Annotated in this window: 19 protein-coding genes and 3 pseudogenes; 9 read left to right on the top strand and 13 right to left on the bottom strand. The window is 62.9% G+C overall.

The genetic code is table 11. From position 1 onward, the window contains the following. Positions 1-251 precede the first annotated feature (251 nt). From QNO18_RS17690 to QNO18_RS17670, 5 genes are read right to left on the bottom strand one after another with little or no spacing between them, the layout of a single operon-like run. The gene (locus QNO18_RS17690; protein WP_283178880.1) at positions 252-1,451 is read right to left on the bottom strand and encodes an MFS transporter; all 1,200 of its coding nucleotides are present in this window, start codon (positions 1,449-1,451) and stop codon (positions 252-254) included. Beyond that, the gene (arsH, locus tag QNO18_RS17685; RefSeq protein WP_283178879.1) at positions 1,448-2,161 is read right to left on the bottom strand and encodes an arsenical resistance protein ArsH; all 714 of its coding nucleotides are present in this window, start codon (positions 2,159-2,161) and stop codon (positions 1,448-1,450) included. The genes QNO18_RS17690 and arsH overlap by 4 nt, the downstream gene beginning before the upstream one ends. Next, positions 2,158-3,231 (bottom strand): ACR3 family arsenite efflux transporter, encoded by a 1,074-nt coding sequence (gene arsB, locus QNO18_RS17680; RefSeq protein ID WP_283178878.1) that lies wholly within the window; start codon positions 3,229-3,231, stop codon positions 2,158-2,160. The genes arsH and arsB overlap by 4 nt, the downstream gene beginning before the upstream one ends. Positions 3,232-3,234: 3 nt before the next feature. Continuing rightward, complete coding sequence (arsC, locus tag QNO18_RS17675; protein ID WP_283178877.1) at positions 3,235-3,660, bottom strand: arsenate reductase (glutaredoxin); 426 nt, start codon at positions 3,658-3,660, stop codon at positions 3,235-3,237. Positions 3,661-3,667: 7 nt separating this feature from the next. Continuing rightward, complete coding sequence (locus QNO18_RS17670) at positions 3,668-3,946, bottom strand: hypothetical protein (RefSeq protein WP_283178876.1); 279 nt, start codon at positions 3,944-3,946, stop codon at positions 3,668-3,670. Positions 3,947-4,410: 464 nt separating this feature from the next. Here QNO18_RS17670 and QNO18_RS17665 point away from each other — a divergent pair, with 464 nt between their 5' ends. Beyond that, positions 4,411-4,752: a metalloregulator ArsR/SmtB family transcription factor gene (locus tag QNO18_RS17665; protein ID WP_283178875.1), complete on the top strand. Its 342-nt coding sequence runs from the start codon at positions 4,411-4,413 to the stop codon at positions 4,750-4,752. 1 nt (position 4,753) lies between these two features. Beyond that, on the top strand, positions 4,754-5,047 hold the full coding sequence (locus tag QNO18_RS17660) for a hypothetical protein (protein ID WP_283178874.1): 294 nt from the start codon (positions 4,754-4,756) through the stop codon (positions 5,045-5,047). Between the two features lie 578 nt (positions 5,048-5,625). Here the strand turns inward: QNO18_RS17660 and QNO18_RS17655 are convergent. After that, a pseudogene (locus QNO18_RS17655) lies at positions 5,626-5,727 on the bottom strand (fumarylacetoacetate hydrolase family protein); the annotation flags it as partial. Positions 5,728-5,912: 185 nt separating this feature from the next. Between QNO18_RS17655 and QNO18_RS17650 the strand changes: the two are divergent. Genes QNO18_RS17650 through QNO18_RS17640 form a run of 3 tightly spaced genes read left to right on the top strand, consistent with a single transcriptional unit; the run spans position 5,913 to position 8,363 of the window. Further along, the gene (locus tag QNO18_RS17650; RefSeq protein ID WP_283178873.1) at positions 5,913-6,326 is read left to right on the top strand and encodes a transposase; all 414 of its coding nucleotides are present in this window, start codon (positions 5,913-5,915) and stop codon (positions 6,324-6,326) included. Continuing rightward, a complete protein-coding gene (gene tnpB / locus QNO18_RS17645; protein WP_283178872.1) occupies positions 6,323-6,673 on the top strand; it encodes an IS66 family insertion sequence element accessory protein TnpB in 351 nt (116 codons plus the stop codon). The genes QNO18_RS17650 and tnpB overlap by 4 nt, the downstream gene beginning before the upstream one ends. A 58-nt stretch (positions 6,674-6,731) precedes the next feature. Further along, the gene (locus QNO18_RS17640) at positions 6,732-8,363 is read left to right on the top strand and encodes an IS66 family transposase (RefSeq protein WP_283178871.1); all 1,632 of its coding nucleotides are present in this window, start codon (positions 6,732-6,734) and stop codon (positions 8,361-8,363) included. Between the two features lie 25 nt (positions 8,364-8,388). Here QNO18_RS17640 and QNO18_RS17635 read toward each other — a convergent pair. Beyond that, positions 8,389-8,613: pseudogene (locus QNO18_RS17635) on the bottom strand (IS5/IS1182 family transposase); the annotation flags it as partial. A gap of 87 nt (positions 8,614-8,700) precedes the next feature. Here QNO18_RS17635 and QNO18_RS17630 point away from each other — a divergent pair. Then, positions 8,701-9,628: pseudogene (locus QNO18_RS17630) on the top strand (IS5 family transposase). Here the strand turns inward: QNO18_RS17630 and QNO18_RS17625 are convergent. The 6 genes from QNO18_RS17625 to QNO18_RS17600 form a co-directional block, all read right to left on the bottom strand. Then, positions 9,593-10,060 (bottom strand): transposase, encoded by a 468-nt coding sequence (locus QNO18_RS17625; protein ID WP_283178870.1) that lies wholly within the window; start codon positions 10,058-10,060, stop codon positions 9,593-9,595. The pseudogene QNO18_RS17630 and the gene QNO18_RS17625 sit on opposite strands and share 36 nt — an antisense overlap. Before the next feature lie 722 nt (positions 10,061-10,782). Next, a complete protein-coding gene (locus QNO18_RS17620; protein WP_283178869.1) occupies positions 10,783-11,892 on the bottom strand; it encodes a glycerol dehydrogenase in 1,110 nt (369 codons plus the stop codon). A gap of 10 nt (positions 11,893-11,902) precedes the next feature. Then, positions 11,903-12,691 (bottom strand): glucose 1-dehydrogenase, encoded by a 789-nt coding sequence (locus tag QNO18_RS17615; RefSeq protein WP_283178868.1) that lies wholly within the window; start codon positions 12,689-12,691, stop codon positions 11,903-11,905. A gap of 24 nt (positions 12,692-12,715) precedes the next feature. Continuing rightward, positions 12,716-14,191: a GMC family oxidoreductase gene (locus QNO18_RS17610; protein ID WP_283178867.1), complete on the bottom strand. Its 1,476-nt coding sequence runs from the start codon at positions 14,189-14,191 to the stop codon at positions 12,716-12,718. Between the two features lie 118 nt (positions 14,192-14,309). Beyond that, on the bottom strand, positions 14,310-15,851 hold the full coding sequence (locus QNO18_RS17605; RefSeq protein WP_283178866.1) for an altronate dehydratase family protein: 1,542 nt from the start codon (positions 15,849-15,851) through the stop codon (positions 14,310-14,312). Between the two features lie 17 nt (positions 15,852-15,868). Next, a complete protein-coding gene (locus QNO18_RS17600; RefSeq protein ID WP_283178865.1) occupies positions 15,869-16,546 on the bottom strand; it encodes a GntR family transcriptional regulator in 678 nt (225 codons plus the stop codon). A 225-nt stretch (positions 16,547-16,771) separates the two neighbouring features. Between QNO18_RS17600 and QNO18_RS17595 the strand changes: the two genes are divergently transcribed. From QNO18_RS17595 to QNO18_RS17585, 3 genes are all read left to right on the top strand, one after another. After that, the gene (locus QNO18_RS17595) at positions 16,772-16,984 is read left to right on the top strand and encodes an iron-containing alcohol dehydrogenase (protein ID WP_283178864.1); all 213 of its coding nucleotides are present in this window, start codon (positions 16,772-16,774) and stop codon (positions 16,982-16,984) included. Beyond that, on the top strand, positions 16,981-17,880 hold the full coding sequence (locus QNO18_RS17590; protein ID WP_283178863.1) for an iron-containing alcohol dehydrogenase: 900 nt from the start codon (positions 16,981-16,983) through the stop codon (positions 17,878-17,880). The genes QNO18_RS17595 and QNO18_RS17590 overlap by 4 nt, the downstream gene beginning before the upstream one ends. Before the next feature lie 141 nt (positions 17,881-18,021). Beyond that, positions 18,022-19,065: a sugar ABC transporter substrate-binding protein gene (locus QNO18_RS17585; protein ID WP_283178862.1), complete on the top strand. Its 1,044-nt coding sequence runs from the start codon at positions 18,022-18,024 to the stop codon at positions 19,063-19,065. Positions 19,066-19,154 lie beyond the last annotated feature (89 nt).

Below are 19,154 nucleotides of genomic sequence, written 5' to 3'. Positions count from 1 at the left end.
GCTGACCCATCGGCGCAGTCTGGCAATCAGGTCGCGCGCTTCTGCATTGCCTTTCCGATAAAGACCCAGGGCAGAGTCTGTCTGCCGCGAGGTTAAAAACTGTCAGGAGAGCGCCCGGTCTCTTCCGCCGCCAGGGCTTCGCTCCGTCTCCGGCGGACGGGAGTATTGCAGGAATCTGGCGCAACCCTCCTCTGGCTCTGTCGCATTTTGCGCTGTTCGGATAACAGTCGCTGATGCCGGCCTGCCGTTCATCACCCTGGCCGCACAACGGAGACGGCGACGGCGACGGAGATGGCCAGCACCAATGCTGATCCCGCGAGAACCATGAGCAGAAAAAGCACTGTGTTCGCCCCCAGAAACTGTATTGCGAAAGCCCCGGCCACAGGGGCTGCTGCCTGGGCAGTCAGGGCTGGCCGTGCCATGCGCCCCATCAGGGCGGGATATCGATCGGGTCCGAACAGCGCCATGGGCAGCGCCCCACGGGCGATTGAGAACAGGCCGTTGCCGCCGCCATAAAGCATGAGCGCGAGGCCCGAAAAGCCAAAGCCGGAGGCCAGCAGAGCCACACCCGCAGTAAAGAGGACAGCCGCCATCAGCAGGGTCCATCTGGGGTGATGTTTGCCACCGCTCGCGGTCTCCACCAGGCGCGAGGCGACCTGTGCCGGACCGATCAGCGCGCCCATCGCGACCGCCGCAGCAGTTGACACGCCACGGGCCTCCAGCAGGGTCAGGAGATGGACAGACACCACAGCCGCAATGATCGCGGCCAGGGTGAAGATTCTCGTCAGGATCCGGAAACTGCGCCTCTCGGGCCGCGAAAGCGCTATCTGCGCCGTCGCCTGCCCCTTGCCCATCGGTGGTCCTTTCATCTCCTGCGGGATCATGCGCCAGATCAGCGGCAGGCAGATCGTCAGATGCAGCAATCCGTAGCCGGCGGCGGTGCCGCGCCAGCCGAACTGCCCGACCGCCCAGGCCGAGATCGGCCAGCAAACCGCGCTGGCAAACCCGCCCCAAAGGGTCAGCGCGGTGATCGCAGATCGGGCGTCGCGACCATAAAGACGTCCCAGCGTTGCGAAGGCCGGATCATAGAGCCCTGCCGACATACCGAGGCCGATGATGACCCAGCCAAGGCAGAACACCGGCAGGTTCGGAGCCGCCGCCAGCACAAGAAGACCTGCCGACAGCAGCATCATTCCGCCGGCAAGCACCGGCCTGCCGCCATGTCGTGCAATGGCCGTGCCAACGCGGGGCGAAGCCAGCCCTGCCACAAGCAACCCGAACGACAGGGCTCCGATCACCCAGGGGAGCGGCCAGCCGGTATCGGCCACAATGGGGCCGGCCAGCGGAGCCATCAGATAGTAGCTGCTGCCCCAGGCAAAGATCTGCACGATGCCGAGCGCGGTGATCACTGGCCAGCGCCGCAGGGGCAAGGCCGGTGCGGCAAGGGTCATCGTACAGCCTCGTCCAGTCGAAGCCGGGCTTCCAGAGCTTGGGCGGCCTCTTTGCGTTCACTGTAGCGATCGGTCAGCACGGCGGAGATGTCGCGGGTCAGAAGCGTGAATTTCACCAGCTCCTCCATCACATCGACCACGCGGTCATAATAGGGCGATTGTCGCATCCGGCCGGCCTCGTCGAATTCGTCATAGGCCTTCGCAACCGAGGACTGGTTCGGGATGGTCAGCATCCGCATCCAGCGGCCAAGAATACGCATCTGATTCAGGGCATTGAAGCTTTGCGACCCGCCCGAGACCTGCATGACCGCCAGGGTCCTCCCCTGGGTCGGTCGGATCGCGCCCATGGAGAGCGGGATCCAGTCGATCTGGCTTTTCATCACCCCGGTCATGGCCCCGTGGCGTTCGGGACTGGTCCAGACCTGGCCTTCAGACCAGAGGTAGAGGTCGCGCAGCTCCTGCACCTTCGGATGATCGGCGCCGGTCTCGTCCGGCAATGGCAGGCCTTTGGGGTCGAAAATGCGCGTCTCGCAGCCGAAATATTGCAGCAGCCTCCCGGCCTCCTGCGTCAGGAACCTGCTATAGGACCGCGCGCGGAGAGAGCCGTAGAGCAGCAGGATCCGTGGCGGATGCGCCGACCGCGAGGGGGCGAGCAGATCGCCTGCCAGAGGAACGCGCGCGGCATCGGTGAGGTTCGGGAGATCGGTCACGTCTTCATCTCTTCTTTCGTTGGAGCATCGGGGAACCAGCGCCGGCCGAGCCGCAGCGCGACGGATACCAGCAGGATCAGCACCGGCACTTCCACCAGCGGGCCGATGACAGCAGCAAAAGCCACCGGCGAGGCCAGCCCGAAGGCCGCGATGGCGACCGCGATGGCCAGTTCAAAATTGTTGCCGGCTGCAGTAAAAGCGATGGCTGTCGTGCGGGGGTAGTCCGCCGCGATCAGCCGCCCCATCCAGAAACTGATGGTGAACTGGATCAGGAAATAGAGTGTCAGCGGCACCGCGATGCGCAGCGCGTCGCCCGGCAGGGTCAGAACCTCGCCCCCCTTCAGGCTAAACATGGCGATGATGGTGAAGAGCAGTGCCGCGAGTGTCAGCGGGCTGATCTTTGGCAGGAACTGCTCTGCATACCAGGCCTGCCCACGCCGGGCGATCAGCAGGCGACGAGTCAGATAGCCCGCGGCAAAGGGGAGGCCGAGATAAATCAGCACCGCCTCGGCTATGGTCCATATGCTGATGTCGATCACGCTGCCCGCCAGCCCGAATAGGGGCGGCAGCACAGTCAGGAAGACCCAGGCGCAGACCGGGAAGAACAGGATCTGAAAGATCGAGTTGAAGGCAACCAGACCCGCCACATACTGGCTGTCGCCGCGCGCGAGCTGGTTCCAGACCAGAACCATGGCGATACAACGTGCGAGCCCGATCAGGATCAGGCCGGTCATGTAATCGGGATGGTCGCGCAGGAAGATCACGGCAAGGGCGAACATCAGCACCGGTCCGATCAGCCAGTTCTGCACCAGCGACAGGATCAGCACGCGGCGATCGGCGAAAACCTGCGGCAAATCCTCGTAGCGGACCCTGGCCAGTGGCGGATACATCATCACGATCAGGCCGATGGCGATCGGGATATTGGTGGTGCCGATGGACAGGCTTTCCATCAGGTTGGGAAGCCCCGGGACCACGGATCCCATCAGGATGCCAAGGGCCATGGCGGCGAAAATCCAGACCGTCAGATAGCGGTCAAGGAATGACAGGCGGCGCGAGGGGGAAGGTGCCATCGCTCAGGCGGACCTGATGCGGTTGCCCGCCCCGTCGACGACCTGTTCGCCGTCCTCCTTGGTGAACGCGCCCTGCTGCGGCGGCAGCAGATCCAGGACATCCTCGGAGGGGCGGCACAAGCGAACACCCTTCGGCGACACCACCACCGGTCGGTTCATCAGCACTGGATGCGCCGCAATGGCATCAAGAAGCTGATCGTCGGTCAGGCCCGGATCCCCAAGGCCAAGCTCTGCAAAGGGCGTGCCCTTCTCGCGCAGCAGCGCGCGCAGGGGCATTCCCATCCTGGCCACCAGGTCCTGCAGCATGGCCCGGCCCGGCGGCGTCTTCAGATATTCGATCACATGCGGCTCAACACCGGCATTGCGGATCATGGCCAGCGTGTTGCGCGAGGTCGCGCAGGCGGGGTTGTGGTAGATGACGATGTCCATAATGTCCTCAGATACTGTCGCGCGGCCGGTCAGTTGCGCCCTCGGCGCGGCCGATCTCACGCAGGTGGCGGATCAGGCTGGTTGCATCCTGCGATGCAACCAGCAGGGCACAGAAAAGCTCAAGGCGGAGCCGCAGGTAACGAAACGCCTCGGCAAAGACCATCTCGCGCTCGAGCTCCGTGCCGGTGGCAGCGGCCGGATCCGCAATGCCGCAATGGCCTGTGGCTGGCGAGCCTGGCCGGATCGGGCAGACCTCCCCGGCGACATCCTTACCAACGGTGATCACCAGGCCGAATTGCGGCGCAGCGTCCTGCGCGAACTAGTCCCAGCTTTTCGGGCGCAGGTCCTCCGTCGGATACTGAAAGGTCTTCAACACTTTGAGTGCCGCCGGGTCGATGTCTGGCATCGGCTGCACTTTATCACCGACCTCGAAGGTCAACCTGGCCGCCATGTCCAGCGCGACATGGTCAGTTTTCTTGACGATGGTCCTGGTGAACCTGGCCTCCGGGTTGCCCCCACAATCCAGCGCGCGAAACTGTCCGGCCCTGACCTCAGTGACCTGACAGACGGGCCTGCCTCCCCGCCGTTATAGCTGAAGACGACGGGCCGAGGCCCAAAGTGCCAGAGTGTCTCGAGAAACCCGCTGAGGGTAATATCTCCCGGGTCGGCGGCGCCGGTCGGCGCGCCGATATTGCTTTGGATCGTCATTTGCGATACTCATTGATTCTATATTTATAGGATCATCAAATAATGGATGAACGTCAAGCGCTCTTGTCCTTCGGAGCCCTGTCTCAGGAAACCCGCCTGCGCATCCTGCGAATGCTGGTCGTAGCCGGGCCGGAGGGTCTCGCCGCAGGCGTGATCGCCGAGCAGGCCGGGGTTACCGCCTCGAATGTCAGCTTTCATGCGAAAGAACTGGAGCGTGCGGGCCTGGTATCCTCCCGCCGCGAAAGCCGGTCGATCCTTTACACCGCCGAGTTCGATGCCCTGAACGGCCTTTTGCGGTTCCTCATGGAAGATTGCTGCGGCGGCCGCATATGCCTTCCTGAAGTGGGGACCGATGGGTGCGCCAGCGCGGAGAAGACCGACTGAATTGATACTGGCATTCTTCCTTGTCACCTTGCCCTGCGCAGCGCCGGATCAGACGGGCGCTACCGGCTACATCGCGCTGATGGTCATTTTCGGATTGCCCCCGCTTGAGATGAAAGTCACGGCACTGCTGCTGAACCATGTGGTTGCCGCCATTGGCACCCACATGGTCCAAAGGACCGCGCAACTCTCCTCGGAAAACCACTTTCCCTTCCCGCTCCCCGGCTATCCGTTCGCCGCGCCTGGGGGCGTGAATCCGGGTGCCGGGCGAGTTATCCCCTCGTTGGCGCTCTTCTGATGCTGTCGGGCCACGTGCCGTAGCGCGGCGCGCGCGCTCTGGGGAAAGCTGCCATTCGGGTGGCCTAACAGCCGCCGTTCATGCCTGCCTTGATCCCCCGTGCAGTGATCGGCCTTGTCTCCGGAATCACCGGCGGCGGCGACTTTCTTGCACTGTCACCCCGGATTTGAACTGGGCGGATGCCCTCATGGCGGCAGCCACAACAGCCGTTTACAGCCTGGTCAAATCGGCAGCGGCGCTGATCGGGGTCTAAGCTTTTTCGCCGCAGATGGATGCCACGGGCATTGTGGACGCGGGACGCCTGGCAGTGTTCAATCTGCACAAGGACCCGATAGATATTGATGGGTGCCACGCGGATCCGTGCCATTATGCATATGACCACATCTGTGCGCTCCCTCACCGCAACTGTCGGCCCGAACGGTCTCAGCAGGACGCCTGTTCAGCGTCCTCATCGCTCTCAACCCTGAGCGTCTTGAAAGGGCACACCTACACCCGGCAGGTCAGTTTTCACACGACCCTTTGCCTTTGTCTGCCAAGGCAAGGCCCCCCAGTTCGACCACATCCCCTGCAGCCAGCTAGACCGGCTCGGGGCACATCCCCATACCGACACTCGGCGGGGTCCCTGTCGCGATGATGTCACCGGGCATGAGCGTCATATGACGGCTGACATAGGCAATGAGCTATTTTGCGCTATTCGGGATGAGGCTGGATTGTCCCTTTCCCAGATATCTTCAGCGCCTGCGGACGGTCTCGGGCGTGCCGAGTGATGTGAAGCTGTTCCTGTGTGCGATCCGGATCTGGACCGTATCCATCCGGTGAGGGCCGTCTGATGAAGGGGACTGATGTCGGCTAAGACGCTGACCTTATGGATGACCCTAAGTTCAGATCACAGATCGAGGTTCTCTCGGTTGTCGACAAAGGTCGGCGGCGGGAATGGACGGATGCCGAGAAGGTTCGGATTGTCGAAGAGAGCCTTCGGGGTTTTCGGCAATGCGCCGCGACGGCTCGGCGTTACGAGATTTCGCGGGCACTGCTGACGCGGTGGCGTCGGGATTTTCGGTCCGGTCAACTTGTCGCTGGCAGTCGCCCGCAGTTTCTTGCGGTGCAGGTTGCTTCGGATACTGCTGGCACGGCATGCCGCCAATCTACCACCGAGCCGACCTCCGACCGCGAAGACCACGTCGAGATCACGCTGGCCAACGGGCGCAGGCTTGCGGTCGCCGCCGCCATCGATCCGATGCTGCTGGCGCGTCTGGTGCAGGTTCTGGACCGGGCATGATCGCGTTTCCGGCTGGGGCGAAGGTCTGGATCGCGGGCGGGGTGACGGACATGCGCTGCGGGATGAACAGCCTGGCGCTGAAGGTGCAGCAGGGGCTGGGGCGCGACCCACACGGTGGCGAGATCTTCTGTTTTCGCGGGCGCAGGGGGGATCTGATCAAGGTGCTGTGGCACGATGGGGTCGGCATGTCGCTCTATCTGAAGCGCCTGGAGGCGGGGAAGTTCATCTGGCCGGTGAGCCGGGACGGCGCTGCCGTTCCTGTCTCGGCGGCGCAGCTCGGCTATCTTCTCGAGGGGATCGACTGGCGCAATCCGCGCTGGACGCAGCGGCCTGCCTCGGCGGGCTGACAGCCCCAAAATCCTTTGTTTTGTTGGACTGTTTTGCATCCCTGTGGTAGGCCTTCGCATGTCGGAGACCCCCTCGGAGATCGATATCCTGCGTGTTGCCCTCGCTGCGGCAGAGGCGCGCACTGCTGCTGCAGAGGATGAACTGATACAGGCGCGCGCCGTCGTTTCCGCCTCCGATGTGATGATCCGGCACTTGCAGCTCCAGATCGCCAAACTCCGCCGCGAGCAGTTCGGCCACAGCGCCGAACGCCACGCCCGGCTGATCGAACAACTCGAGATGCAGCTTAAGGATCTGGAGACGGACCTTGGGCAGGATCGGGCAAAGACGGATGCCGCCGTGGCGAAGACCACAGTTGCGGCTTTCGAACGTCGCCGTCCGTCCCGCAAGCCGTTTCCCGATCATTTGCCGCGGGAGCGCGTGGTGGTCGAAGCCCCGGCCTCCTGCACCTGTTGTGGGTCGACGCGCATCGTGAAGATGGGCGAGGACATCACCGAGACGCTGGAGGTCATTCCCCGGCAGTGGAAGGTGATCCAGACCATCCGCGAGAAGTTCACCTGCCGGGATTGCGAGAAGATCAGCCAACCACCGGCCCCCTTCCACCCCACGCCTCGGGGCTGGGCCGGCCCCAACCTGCTGGCGATGGTGCTCTTCGAGAAGTTCGGCCAGCATCAGCCCTTGAACCGGCAGGCCGAACGCTATGCCAAGGAAGGTGTCGAGATCAGCCTGTCTACGCTGGCCGACCAGGTCGGGGCCTGCAGCGTCGCGCTGCAGCCGATCCACGATCTGATCCGCACCCATGTTCTCGGCGCCGAACGACTACACGCGGATGATACGACCGTGCCACTGATGGCCAAGGGCGGGACGCAGACGGCCCGGCTCTGGACCTATCTGCGCGATGACCGCCCCTTTGCAGGCGGGGCACCACCTGCGGCGCTCTATTACTTCTCGACCGACCGAAGGATGGAACATCCGACCCGGCATCTGGCGGGCTGGACCGGCATCCTGCAGGCCGACGCCTATGGCGGATACAACGGCGTTTACGATGCGGCCCGCAAACCCGCGCCGGTGTTCAGCGCGCTATGCTGGAGCCACGCCCGGCGGAAGTTCTTCGAACTGGCCGACATCAAGGCCACCGCCCGTAAGGGCAGATCGGTCGCCGAAGAGATCTCGCCCATCGCGCTGGAAGCCGTCAAACGCATCGATGCCATCTTCGATGCCGAGCGCGAGATCACCGGCATGGGCGCCGAAGCGCGCCAAGATACCCGCAAGAGGCTGGTGCGCCCGATGGTCGAAGACCTGCACGACTGGATGCGGGCCGAGCGCGCCCGGATGTCGAAGCACAACCCCGTCGCCAAGGCCATCAACTACATGTTCGAGCAGGACGGCCGCTGGGACGCCTTCACCCGCTTCCTCGACGACGGCCGCATCTGCCTGACGAACAACTCAGCCGAACGAGCCCTGCGCGGTATCGCCCTCGGCCGCAAAGCCTGGCTCTTCACCGGTTCGCCCCGGGGCGGCGAACGCGCCGCCTTCATGTATTCCCTCATCGTCACCGCCAAGATGAACGACGTCGATCCTCAGGCTTGGCTGGCCGATGTCCTGGCACGACTCCCCGACATGCCAGTGTCGCGCCTGCCGGAACTGCTCCCCTGGAAATGGAAGCGCAGCCCCATCGCCAAAGCCGCATAACTGCGGCCTACGCCGGATGGTTACTCTGGACCTTGGCATCCTGCCTGTCGAAGCCTCTGGCCAGGATGCACTCGCCTGGAAGTTTAACGCATCGCATCCAGGCCTCGACCCGACTTCGTCAGTGAGACCCGGACCATTTCTTCCAGTTGGCCCGACCGTAGCGTATGCAAGCACTCAGGGCCTCGCTGCGCGATCGCAGGCCCGGATCGTGGCCCTTCCTAGCTCTGGCGTTTCGTCGAGGAGGTATGATGAGGCGCTTTAACGCCATTGGGCTTTGTTGCACTATCCTGCGGTTTCCCGGATTCATGTTTCTGAGTCAGCGGGTTACGTTGACCCTATGAGCAAGCCGATCCCTGTTTTCCGCACGACGAACTGGTCTGGCTATAGTCGAGCCCTGAAGCGCCGCGGCTCTCTGATGGTGTGATTGACCCTGAGCGGGCCTGGTTCGCGCCCCGAATGGCAAGCCAGGTCATCCTGAGAGGCTCCCGGCAGCGGCCATCCAATTCTGACTTTCAGTCAAGGTGCTTTTCGGACTGCCGCTGCGGCAGGCGACAGGGTTTGTGGAGAGCCTGCTGGCCCTGTCTGGTCTCGACTGGCCCGTGTCACACTACACCACGCTCTGCCGCAGGCAGAAGCAGCTGAATGTGCAGATCCCGTATCATGCGGCGCCCGGGCCGCTGCATCTGTTGGTGGACAGCACCGGGATCAGGTGCTCTGGCGAAGGTGAGTGGCAGGTCAGCAAGTATGGAGCCATTCGCCGCAGGCGATGGCGCAAGATCCACATAGCTATCGACGCTGAAACGCTGGAAGTGCGGGCGGTCGAGATGACCGGAAACCGCATCGGCGATGCGTCTGTTCTGCCCGATCTGCTGGAGCAATTCCCGGCGCAGGAGCGGATCGGCAGTGTCACCGCCGACGGCATCTATGACACCAAAGGCTGTCACACCGCCATCGCGGATCGAAGGGCCGATGCCCTCATCCCCCCACGACGGAATGCCCAGGCATGGAAGGGCATGGATCCGGGCCTGCAGGCGCAAAATGAGGCGCTACGGGCCTGCAGACGGTTCGGCATGGCCAACTGGAAGAAATGGTCAGAATGTCACCGACGAAGCCGCGTGGAAGCCAGGATGAGATCCATTAAACTCCTCGGCGAGCGCATCATGGCCAGAGACTTCGACAGGCAGGATGCAGAGGTTCAGATCCGCATCGCATTCATGAGCCGCTTCACATCACTCGGCACGCCCGAGACCGTTCGCAGGCGCTGAAGATGTCTGGGAAAGGGGCAAATCCGACTTCATAACGAATAGCGCAACAAAGCCCTGCCCGATGGCACCTTTGATCCGGTGCTCAAGGTCACCGACCTGAGCGTCCAGCATTGCCAGGAAGTTGGCATCCATAGCCTCGAGATCGGCGGGGACTTGTTGTTTCCTGCGCGCCGCGATCTGCGCAGTAAGCCGTCTGCGCATCTCTACCACCTCTGCCCTGCGTGTTGTTAATGCATTGAGAATACGCAGGTTCTCTCCCGGCAGTTTTCGCCCGGCTTCAGGCCTGAACAGCATGAACCGCGCGATGAGCTCGGCATCGTTCCTGTCGGTCTTTGCCCGTGTGCCCGCGAAAGGGCAAAGGCCTTGATCTGTGCCGGTGGTAGCTGCAGAGCCTCCGCCCCGGTCGCGACAAACGTGGACCAGAGCACCCATCCCTGACCGCCTGTTGCCTCAAATCCGACCCGCACTGGTTGGGACAATCCTGGAGCTGCGTGAGAAGTTGCGCATGGCCGGCTGCGGTGTTGGGCAGGCGGAGCCATCGCCCGCTCGACGCACAAAAGCCTTCGAGCCAATTGCGGGAAACATCTATGCCGATCACGGCCGCTACTGGTATCATATCACTCTCTCTTCCTTATGCTTCACGGTCCCGCAAAACGGGCCTCCGTCAACTGTTCGAGACGGTGAAGAGAGGCGGGCTCAGCCCGGCTCACGATCCTGGTCAGACCACAAGGCGTTCTGCGCTGTATCTCAACCCATCGCAGCTCTTGGCCGGGAGCCGCGATGAGGCTAATGTAGCGGACCCGGGACACATAAAGTGTTTGATCCCAAGGTTTGCTGGTACGATCCTTTCTTTGGAATGGAAGAATGCCCTATGGGACAAGTTCGTCACGCCGGCGCCACGTCCACGCACTCTGTCAGCTATGCTGGTAACCATCCGGCGTAGGCCAGATTTATGCGGCTTGCCCATCAGCGCGTGAACTTCGGCGGAGCGCGGGTCGAGATCGAGTGATTTCAGAGCCCGAATTGGGCCAAAGTTCTGGCGCGTCTCCGCACCTAAGTGCGCAGCTCTATTCATCGCCGCCCAAGTTTGGCGGCGGAGCCGGATGGATTCCAGTCATGTCTTCCTCCCTGCCCCGTCTTTTCGGGGGGGGATATCAGGCGTGCTTCGGCCCGGTCAGGCTGGTCGCGATAACATCCGCGGTGCGAATAGCATGGGCGATGCTGCGCGCCGTCAAATGACGGTGGACTGAGTGGATCACATTAGTCGGCTTCATAGCCTCTTCTCCAACGCGCAGTAAGTCGGCATCCGAGACATCGGCGAGATCAAGATCGGCCAGCCGCACCGGCAGGCCGATGGCGTTACAGAAGCGCACGGCCTCTTCGACTTCGGCTCGGTCGCGGTTTTCCAGCACGAGGAGGCAGATGATCCCGAAGGCCACCTTTTCGCCGTGGAAGAAGTGATGCGTCGGTTCCATGATCGTCAGCGCATCATGGATGCCATGCGCGCCCGAGACGCCACAATTCTCGAACCCGAGGCCCGAGAGCAGCGTATTCGCTTCGATGATATTCTCGACCGCGTCGGTCAGGCATCCGGCTTTCGCGGCCTCCCAGGCGTTCAGCCCGTCGCGCATCAGGGTTTCATGGCAGGCGCGGGCGATCTGAGCGCCGGCGACGGTCACCGCATAGCCGTCCGCGATGTAATTGTTCGAACGGCTTTCGAAATTCGAGCGCGCCTCATACCATGTCGAAAGCGCGTCGCCCATGCCGGCGGCCAGGAAACGCGCCGGCGCGCGCAGGATCACGTCGCTGTCGACCAGCACCACATCGGGGTTGCGATAGCAGCGCTCGACCCGGACATAGACGCCATCCTCGGTATAGATTACGCCGATGGAGCTGGTCGGGCTGTCGGTCGAGGCGATGGTCGGGACGGTGATGATCCGCGCGCCGGCATCGCGCGCCGCGATCTTGCTAGTGTCGAGCGTCTTGCCGCCTCCGACCCCGATCACCACGGCGGCGCCTTTGGCCAGCGTGGCGACGCGCGCCACCTCCGCTTCGGTCGACTCGCCGCCGAACACGGTTGAAACCGTCTCGACACCTGCCGATTTCAGAGAGGCGCGCAGCGCTTCACCATATGTTTTCTCGACAAAGGCATCGACCAGGAGCAGCGCCTTTGCGCCCAGCCCCACCGCATATTGCCCCAGATCGGCCAGCACGCCCGGCCCCTGCACATAGCGGAGCGGGCCGCCAAAACCACGTTGAACCATGTCTCTCTCCTCAGCGCAGCGTCAGGCCGCCATCGATGGTGATGATCTCGCCGGTGGTGAAGCTGGCCGCGTCAGAAGCGAGGTAGACCACCGCGCCGACCAGCTCATCGACCGAGCCTATGCGGTCCTGCACCGCGCCTTTGGCCCAGTGATCGCGCACCACATCGGGATGTTCGCGCAAGACCTCATCGGTCAGTTCGGTGCGGATATAGCCCGGCGCGATGGCGTTGACGCGGATCCCGTGCTCGGCCCATTCGGTCGCCAGCGCCTTGGTGAGCATATGCACACCGGCTTTCGAGACGTTATAGGCGGCGTGGCGGAAGGGCCAGTTGACGATCCGCCCCGACATCGAGCCGACCGAGATGATTGCGCCCGATTTTTGTTCGATCATCTGCCGCCCCGCCGCGCGGGACACAAGGAAGACGCCATCCAGGTTCACCGCCATCGTACGGCGCCAGTCGGTGATGGAGCAGGCTTCCGCCGCAGCCGGCAACACGATGCCGGCATTGTTGATCAGGATATCGAGCTTGCCAAAGGCCTGAACGGTCTCGGCTACCAGGCGGCCGGCGGCGTCTTCGTCCGATATATCGGCCTGGATCGCGATGGCCTTCGCGCCCATTGCCTCGATATTCGCGACCACTTTCGCGGCACGCTCCGGCGCGGAATTGTAGTTCACCACCACGTTTGCTCCACGCCCGGCGAGGCCGTAGGCCAGCGCCTCGCCAATTCCGCGCGAGGCGCCGGTGACGATGGCCACGCGGCCGGTGAGATCGAAGATATCCTTCGGTTTTGCGGACATGATTTCCTCCCCGAAATCGGTATGTCAGGCGGCGGCGCTGGTTTTCAGCACGTCGCGGGCAAGATGTTCGGCAACCCGCACCCCTTGCGCCACAATGGTCAGCGAGGGGTTGAAGCCGGTGGATGAGGGCAGGAACGAGGCGTCGACGACATAAAGATTGTCGACATCCCAGACCTTGCACCAGGGATCGAGCACCGAGGTCGCGGGGTCGCGCCCGAACACAGCCGTGCCGCATTGGTGCATCGAGACGGTGATATCCATGCGCTGCGTGATGATCAGCGGATAGCCGATGGAGCGCATGGTCTTTGCCCAGACCTTGACCAGCTCATTATGCGCCTTCTCATTGTTCGGCGTGTAGCTGATCCTGACCGTGCCATCATTGTCGAGCGTGACCCGGTTGTCGCGATGCGGCAGGTCTTCCGACATGATCCACCAGTCGACCGAGCGGGTGGCAAAGAGATCCATCGCCCATTCGGGAATGAATTTCACATTCGCCGTCAGCATTCCGCCCTGGAGCTTGCCGAGCCCCTGGATGTTGCCCAAGGGGTAGGGCCGGTGATGGTTCGCAAGGTAAAAGTCATTGATCGCCATCGACTTCTGGAAGGTGACCTTGTTCTTCCGGAAGGGATGGATCGCCATCATTGCAGTGTTGTTATGGGCCATATAGTTGCGGCCCAAGAGGTCCGATGTGTTATTCCCGATCCCGCCCGGATGTTTCTCATTCTTTGAGCGCAGCAGCAGCACCGAGGAATTGATCGCACCGGCCGAGGAAATGAACAGATCGCCCTCGATCACCTTCGTCTCGCCGCCCCGTTCAATCTCGACCCCGGTCACGCGCTTGCCGGTGGCATCGGTGATCAGGCGCAGGACTTTGGTATCCAGCACCAGATCAACCTGACCGGTTGCCAAAGCCGGGCGCACCAGCCGCACCTCGGCATCGTTTTTCGCGCCGAGCTTGCAGGCGAAGCCGTCACAGGTGGCGCAGCGCACACAGGCGCCGCCTTTGTGGCGGTCAATCGCGATGGGAAGCGGGAAAGGACGCAGCCCCTTGCTGCGCAGCTTATCGGCAATCGCCTCCATCTCCGGCTCATGGCCGATGGTCGGGTAGGGGAAGGGGCCGGAGCGCGGCGGCTCAATCGGATCGGCGCCGGCGGTGCCATGCGTGCCCATCAGTCGCTCGGCCTCGTCGTAATAGGGCGCGAATTCGGAATATGTCCAGGGCCAGGCCGGGGCGACGCCGTCCTCATGCTCCAGATCCTCGAAATCCTCCGTGCGGAAACGCACGGTGGCCGCACCGAAGAATTTCGAATTGCCGCCGACATAGTAGAAGGTCGAGGGGTGGAAGGGCTTGCCGTCCTTGTCGCGCCAGGTCTCTTTGGCGGTATATTTGCGGTCATGGAAGACCGCCTTCACCGACCAGTTATCAGCCTCGCGCGGCAGGTAATTGCCGCGCTCAATCATCAAAACTTTCGCGCCGGTGGCGGCCAGACGGTTCGCCATCGCGCCGCCCCCACACCTGCGCCGACGATCACAACATCATAATGCTTCGCGACCGTGTTCATATCCGTTCTCCTCCGAAAGCTGGACCGGCACGCATCCTGGCGGTGCCGTCTGGCTGTCACATCACCGCGCCGACCTGCCACGGCACGAATTCATTATCCCCGTAGCCCAGCTCTTCACTGCGGGTGAGCTGGCCGGAGGCGGTGTCGATCAGAAGCTGAAAGAGCCGCCGGCCCAGGGTCTCGATATCTTCCTCGCCGGTGACCACGGTGCCGCAATCCATGTCCATGTCTTCGGACATATGGCGATACATCTGCGAATTGCTGGCGAGCTTCAGCGTCGGCGAGGGTTTGAACCCCGAGACCGAGCCGCGCCCGGTGGTGAAGGCCACCAGAGTGGCGCCGCCGGCGATCTGGCCAGTCACCGCAATCGGGTCGTAGCCGGGCGTGTCCATGAAGACGAGTCCGTGTTCCGTGACCTTTTCCGCATATTCATAGACCGCGTTCAGAGGCGAGACACCGCCCTTGGCCACCGCGCCGAGGGATTTTTCCAGGATGGTCGTCAGCCCGCCCGCCTTGTTGCCGTAGCTCGGGTTGTTGTCCATCTCGGCGTTGTTGCGCTCGGTGTAATCGCGCCACCACTCGATGCGTTCGAGCAGCTTTTGTGCCACCTCGGGTCGCGAGGCACGCCGCGTCAGCAAATGTTCGGCGCCGTAAATCTCGGGCGTTTCCGAAAGGATCACGGTGCCGCCGTGTTGCACCAGCAGATCGGCGGCACAGCCCAGGCCCGGATTGGCCGAGATGCCAGAATAGCCATCCGAGCCGCCGCATTCCAGCGCCAGCATCAGGCCAGATGCAGGTTGCGGGCTGCGCTTTGCCGCGCCGGTGATCGGCATCATCTCCTCAATCGCCCGGATCCCCGCCGCAACCGTCGCCCGGGTGCCACCGACCGCCTGGATCGTCATCGTGCGCAGCCGGTCGGATTCCGCCAGCCCCTCGCGCTCCAAAAGCGCCGGGATCTGGTTGGTCTCACAGCCCAGACCGATCATCAGCACGCCGCCGATATTCGGATGTGTCGCGTAACCCGCGATTGTGCGGGCGAGGTAGGTATAACCCTCGGCCTTCGTGTTGAAGGCGCAGCCGCCACCATGGGTCAGCGCGATTACCCCATCGACCCCCGGCCAACGCTCCATCACACCGGGGGTCGAGAAATGCGCAGCGACCGCTTTTGAAACGGTGGCCGAGCAGTTCACCGAGGAAATCACCGCAATATAATTGCGCGTGCCGATCCGGCCGTCGGGGCGCAGATAACCCATGAATGTGGCGCGATCTGCCGTCGGCACCATGACCGGGTCCACGGCGTCAACGCCGATAGCATATTCGCGGGTGAACTCGCCTACGGCGAGGTTCTGCACATGGACATGCGAGCCGGCATGGATGTCATCGGTCGCGAAACCGATGGTCTGGCCGTATTTCGTCACCGCCGCGCCGCGCGCAATCGGCCTCAGCGCCATTTTATGGCCGCGCGGGATACGGGTCAGAGGGCGGATCCCCTCGACCTCGGGCAGCTCTGCCGGGTCGATGGTCTCACGAGCAACAGCGACATTATCCGCTGAATTCAGTCTGATCAGTGGTGAAACAAAGTTTCTGGCGTCAGGCATTTCGGGTCTTTCCTGGCTCAGTCTTCTGCGGGCTGAAACATGTTCGCCCGGTCCTGGTAGAGGCGGATCATCACATCGAATGAGGCCTCGAGATGGATCCGCATCGCGAGCTCGGCCTGGTCGGGCTTGCCCGCAGCGATAGCGGCGACGATGGCGGCATGTTGTTCGGTCACGGCGCCGAGATGGCCCGGCACCGGAGCAGAAAGCTGGCGCATCCGGTCGAGATGGACCTTGGCCATAGTGATGAATTTCCAGATCCGGGGCATGCCGCTCATGCGGGCGATGCCGGCATGGAAGGCATCATCCTCATCAAGATAGAGCTCAAGCCGGCCATTGCTGACCAGATCCCGCATCCGCGCAATGGTGGCATTCAGCAGCACGCCGCCTTCTTCGGTGTAATGGGTCGCGGCTCGGCGGACGCTTTCGATTTCCAGCGCGCGGCGGATCACGAACCCCTCTTCGGCGACCGGCAGCGAGATGCGGCTGACATAAGTGCCGGAATGGGGAATCACATTCACCAGACCTTCCTCGGCAAGGCGAAGCACCGCCTCGCGCACCGGGGTCCGCGAGATCGAAAGTTCGGCGCAAATATCCTTTTCGACAAGCGCCGCGCCCGGCTCGATCTCCAGCAGGATGATTGATCTGCGCAGCAACTCATATACTTGTTCGGCCTTTTGCGGCGTGCGATTCTGCATACTTTCCTCCCACTCCCCTTACGAATACGCCCTTAAAAAAAGAAAATGCAACAGCAATTCTTAGCTTCTTGACAAACTCATATATCGCTGTGCTATGCCACTCATATATTAGTTGGGTTGAAGGTGCGGTTCAAGAATCGCCTGGAGCGCTGCAGGGCAGCAGCACCCGATGCGGGAGGAAGACATGCCGAAATCACGTCACCCGGTGCTGCGGAGCGCGGCACTGTGAGCACGATCAACTATCTGACCAGGATCGAATTCGCCGAGGGCGCGATTGCCCGTCTGCCGGAACTTCTGGCGGGCCTGGGCGTCAAGAGCCCGCTGATCGCCACCGATGCAGGGCTGGTCGCGACCGGCCTCGTGGCTAAGGTTGCGGACCTTCTCGAAAACGCGACGGTCTTTGCCGAGACCCCGCGAACCCGACCGAAGAGGCGGTGATCGCGGCGCATGCGCTTTATGTGGGGGAAGGCTGCGACGGTATCGTCGGGCTTGGTGGCGGCTCCTCGCTGGATCTGGCGAAGGCCGTGCGCCTTCTGACCGGCCATGAAGGTCCGCTGGACCAGTATACGCTGGTTTCCGGTGGTCTTTCGAAGATCCATGGCCGCATCTGCCCGATGATCGCGGTGCCGACCACCTCCGGCACCGGATCGGAAGTTGGCCGCGCCGCCGTCATCATCACAGCCGATGGCCGCAAGCTCGGCATCATCTCGGGCTTCATGCTGCCCTCGATCGCGCTTTGCGACCCGGAGCTGACCTATGGCCTGCCGCGCGGCCTGACCGCCGCGACCGGAATGGATGCGATCTCGCATTGCCTCGAGACTTATATGGCGCCGGCCTTCAACCCGCCGGCCGAGGCGATTGCGCTGCATGGCCTGGATCACGGGCTGCACGCGATTGAGCCCGCGATGCGCGATGGCAGCGATGCCAATGCGCGGCGCGACATGATGATCTGCGCGCTGGAAGGTGCGATGGCATTCCAGAAGGGCCTCGGCGCGGTGCATGCTCTGACCCATCCGCTGGGTGCGATCCGAGAGCTGAACCTGCATCACGGCACCCTGAATGCGGTGCTGATGCCGGCCGTGCTGCGTTTCAACCGACCCGTAATCGGCGCGAAATGGGATGTGCTGGCAAAACGGATGGGCGGCGCGCCGGATCAGGTGGTCGCAGATCTGAACTGCCGCATCGGCATGCCCTCCGGCCTGACCGCGATGGGCGTCACCGAGGCGATGATGGAGCAAGTCAGCCATGCCGCGCTGAAGGATCACTGCCACGCCACCAATCCGCGCGTCGCGACGCAGCAGGAATATCTCGGTCTGTTACGCGAAAGCGCCTGAGCCAGACCGCGACCACCCCGGATGCCCGAAAGGGCGCCCGGGCATACCGCCTTTGCTCCGGGAGGGAACAAGGGCACGACCCATCAGGGTTTGCACCGGCCGATACCGCCAAAAGGGCAGGGCCGACAGAGGGAGGAAGACATGACTGAAGACACCAAAACGCCGGAGCTGGTCCATAGCCACAGCGGTCTGCGCCTGACCCGCCGCGGGCTTCTCTCGGCCGGGGCTGCGGCCACCGTCGCCGCGACGCTTCTGCGCCCGGACTACTCCTTCGCGCAAAGCGCCGATCTGAAATTCTGCGCCTCGCTGGGCTGGACCGTCTGGGAATCCGGCCGCCATATCGTCAACGGCTATCAGGACGCGGTGAACCGCCTAGGCGGCACGCTGACCATCGCCGACGCGAATTATGACGTGAAAAAGCAGGCCGACCAGATCCTCGCTTTCGTCGAAACGAAGCCGACCGCGATCTTCATCACCCCGGCAGATGCCGCCGCGATCTCGCCGGCTGTGCAGCAGGCCGTGGCCTCGGGCGTGCCGATCTTCATCGGCGACAGCTATGTGCCGCATGCCACCGTGACCTCGACCGCGATGTCGAACAATTTCGGCCTCGGCGCCTATCCGGCGGAATATATCGCCTCGACACTGGGCGGCAAAGGCAAGGTGGCGCTGGTCTCACTGCCGTCGAATGAAAGCTGGGATCAGCGCACGCTCGGCGCGAAATCGGTTTTCGTCCGCTTCCCGGAAATCGAGATCGTCTCGGAAATCGCCTTCGCGCTTGGCGGCTCGACCACGCCGCGCCAGGTTGTCGATCAGGTCCTGACCGCAAACCCGGAACTGGATGCCATCTGGTGCGCCTGGGATGGCGCCGCGTCGGAGGGGATGCTTGCGATCCGCGCCGCCGGACGCAACACCATCATCACCGGCATCGACGGCGGTCAGCAGTCGTTTGAATATATCAAGGCCGACTCGCCGTTCAAAATCACAATGGCGCAGAGCTTCTACGAGATGGCCTATATGAACGCCTTCTTCGCGCATGAAGTGGCCGCCGGCCGCGCCGCGCCGCGCTTCATCATCACGCCGACCTATGCCGTGACCAAGGACATGCTCGACAAACTCGACACCATCCCGGACACCTATGACGTCCCGGGCGAAGCGGCAAAGCTTGGCTGGAACCGCGTGCTCTGAGGCGCAGCCTCTGACATGCACTCGCGGGCGGTGGCACTCCCCTGCCGCCCGCGTCTTCTGATCCGTCAGACAGGGAATACGGAACATGG

The sequence above is a fragment of the Gemmobacter sp. 24YEA27 genome (assembly GCF_030052995.1).
In the GTDB taxonomy this organism is placed as follows: Bacteria; Pseudomonadota; Alphaproteobacteria; order Rhodobacterales; family Rhodobacteraceae; genus Pseudogemmobacter.
The sequence above is the reverse complement of the archived record's forward strand: the minus strand, read 5'-3'. Positions and strand labels throughout refer to the sequence as shown.

What these genes read in the sequence shown, in the direction of transcription:
- QNO18_RS17585 (WP_283178862.1), top strand. Translation starts at nt 18,022, where the DNA reads ATGACTGAAGACACCAAAACGCCGGAGCTGGTCCATAGCCACAGCGGT.
- QNO18_RS17650 (WP_283178873.1), top strand. Translation starts at nt 5,913, where the DNA reads ATGGATGACCCTAAGTTCAGATCACAGATCGAGGTTCTCTCGGTTGTC.
- QNO18_RS17610 (WP_283178867.1), bottom strand. Translation starts at nt 14,191, where the DNA reads ATGGCGAACCGTCTGGCCGCCACCGGCGCGAAAGTTTTGATGATTGAG.
- QNO18_RS17640 (WP_283178871.1), top strand. Translation starts at nt 6,732, where the DNA reads ATGTCGGAGACCCCCTCGGAGATCGATATCCTGCGTGTTGCCCTCGCT.
- QNO18_RS17605 (WP_283178866.1), bottom strand. Translation starts at nt 15,851, where the DNA reads ATGCCTGACGCCAGAAACTTTGTTTCACCACTGATCAGACTGAATTCA.
- QNO18_RS17615 (WP_283178868.1), bottom strand. Translation starts at nt 12,691, where the DNA reads ATGTCCGCAAAACCGAAGGATATCTTCGATCTCACCGGCCGCGTGGCC.
- QNO18_RS17620 (WP_283178869.1), bottom strand. Translation starts at nt 11,892, where the DNA reads ATGGTTCAACGTGGTTTTGGCGGCCCGCTCCGCTATGTGCAGGGGCCG.
- arsB (WP_283178878.1), bottom strand. Translation starts at nt 3,231, where the DNA reads ATGGCACCTTCCCCCTCGCGCCGCCTGTCATTCCTTGACCGCTATCTG.
- QNO18_RS17690 (WP_283178880.1), bottom strand. Translation starts at nt 1,451, where the DNA reads ATGACCCTTGCCGCACCGGCCTTGCCCCTGCGGCGCTGGCCAGTGATC.
- arsC (WP_283178877.1), bottom strand. Translation starts at nt 3,660, where the DNA reads ATGGACATCGTCATCTACCACAACCCCGCCTGCGCGACCTCGCGCAAC.
- QNO18_RS17600 (WP_283178865.1), bottom strand. Translation starts at nt 16,546, where the DNA reads ATGCAGAATCGCACGCCGCAAAAGGCCGAACAAGTATATGAGTTGCTG.
- QNO18_RS17625 (WP_283178870.1), bottom strand. Translation starts at nt 10,060, where the DNA reads ATGGGTGCTCTGGTCCACGTTTGTCGCGACCGGGGCGGAGGCTCTGCA.
- QNO18_RS17665 (WP_283178875.1), top strand. Translation starts at nt 4,411, where the DNA reads ATGGATGAACGTCAAGCGCTCTTGTCCTTCGGAGCCCTGTCTCAGGAA.
- tnpB (WP_283178872.1), top strand. Translation starts at nt 6,323, where the DNA reads ATGATCGCGTTTCCGGCTGGGGCGAAGGTCTGGATCGCGGGCGGGGTG.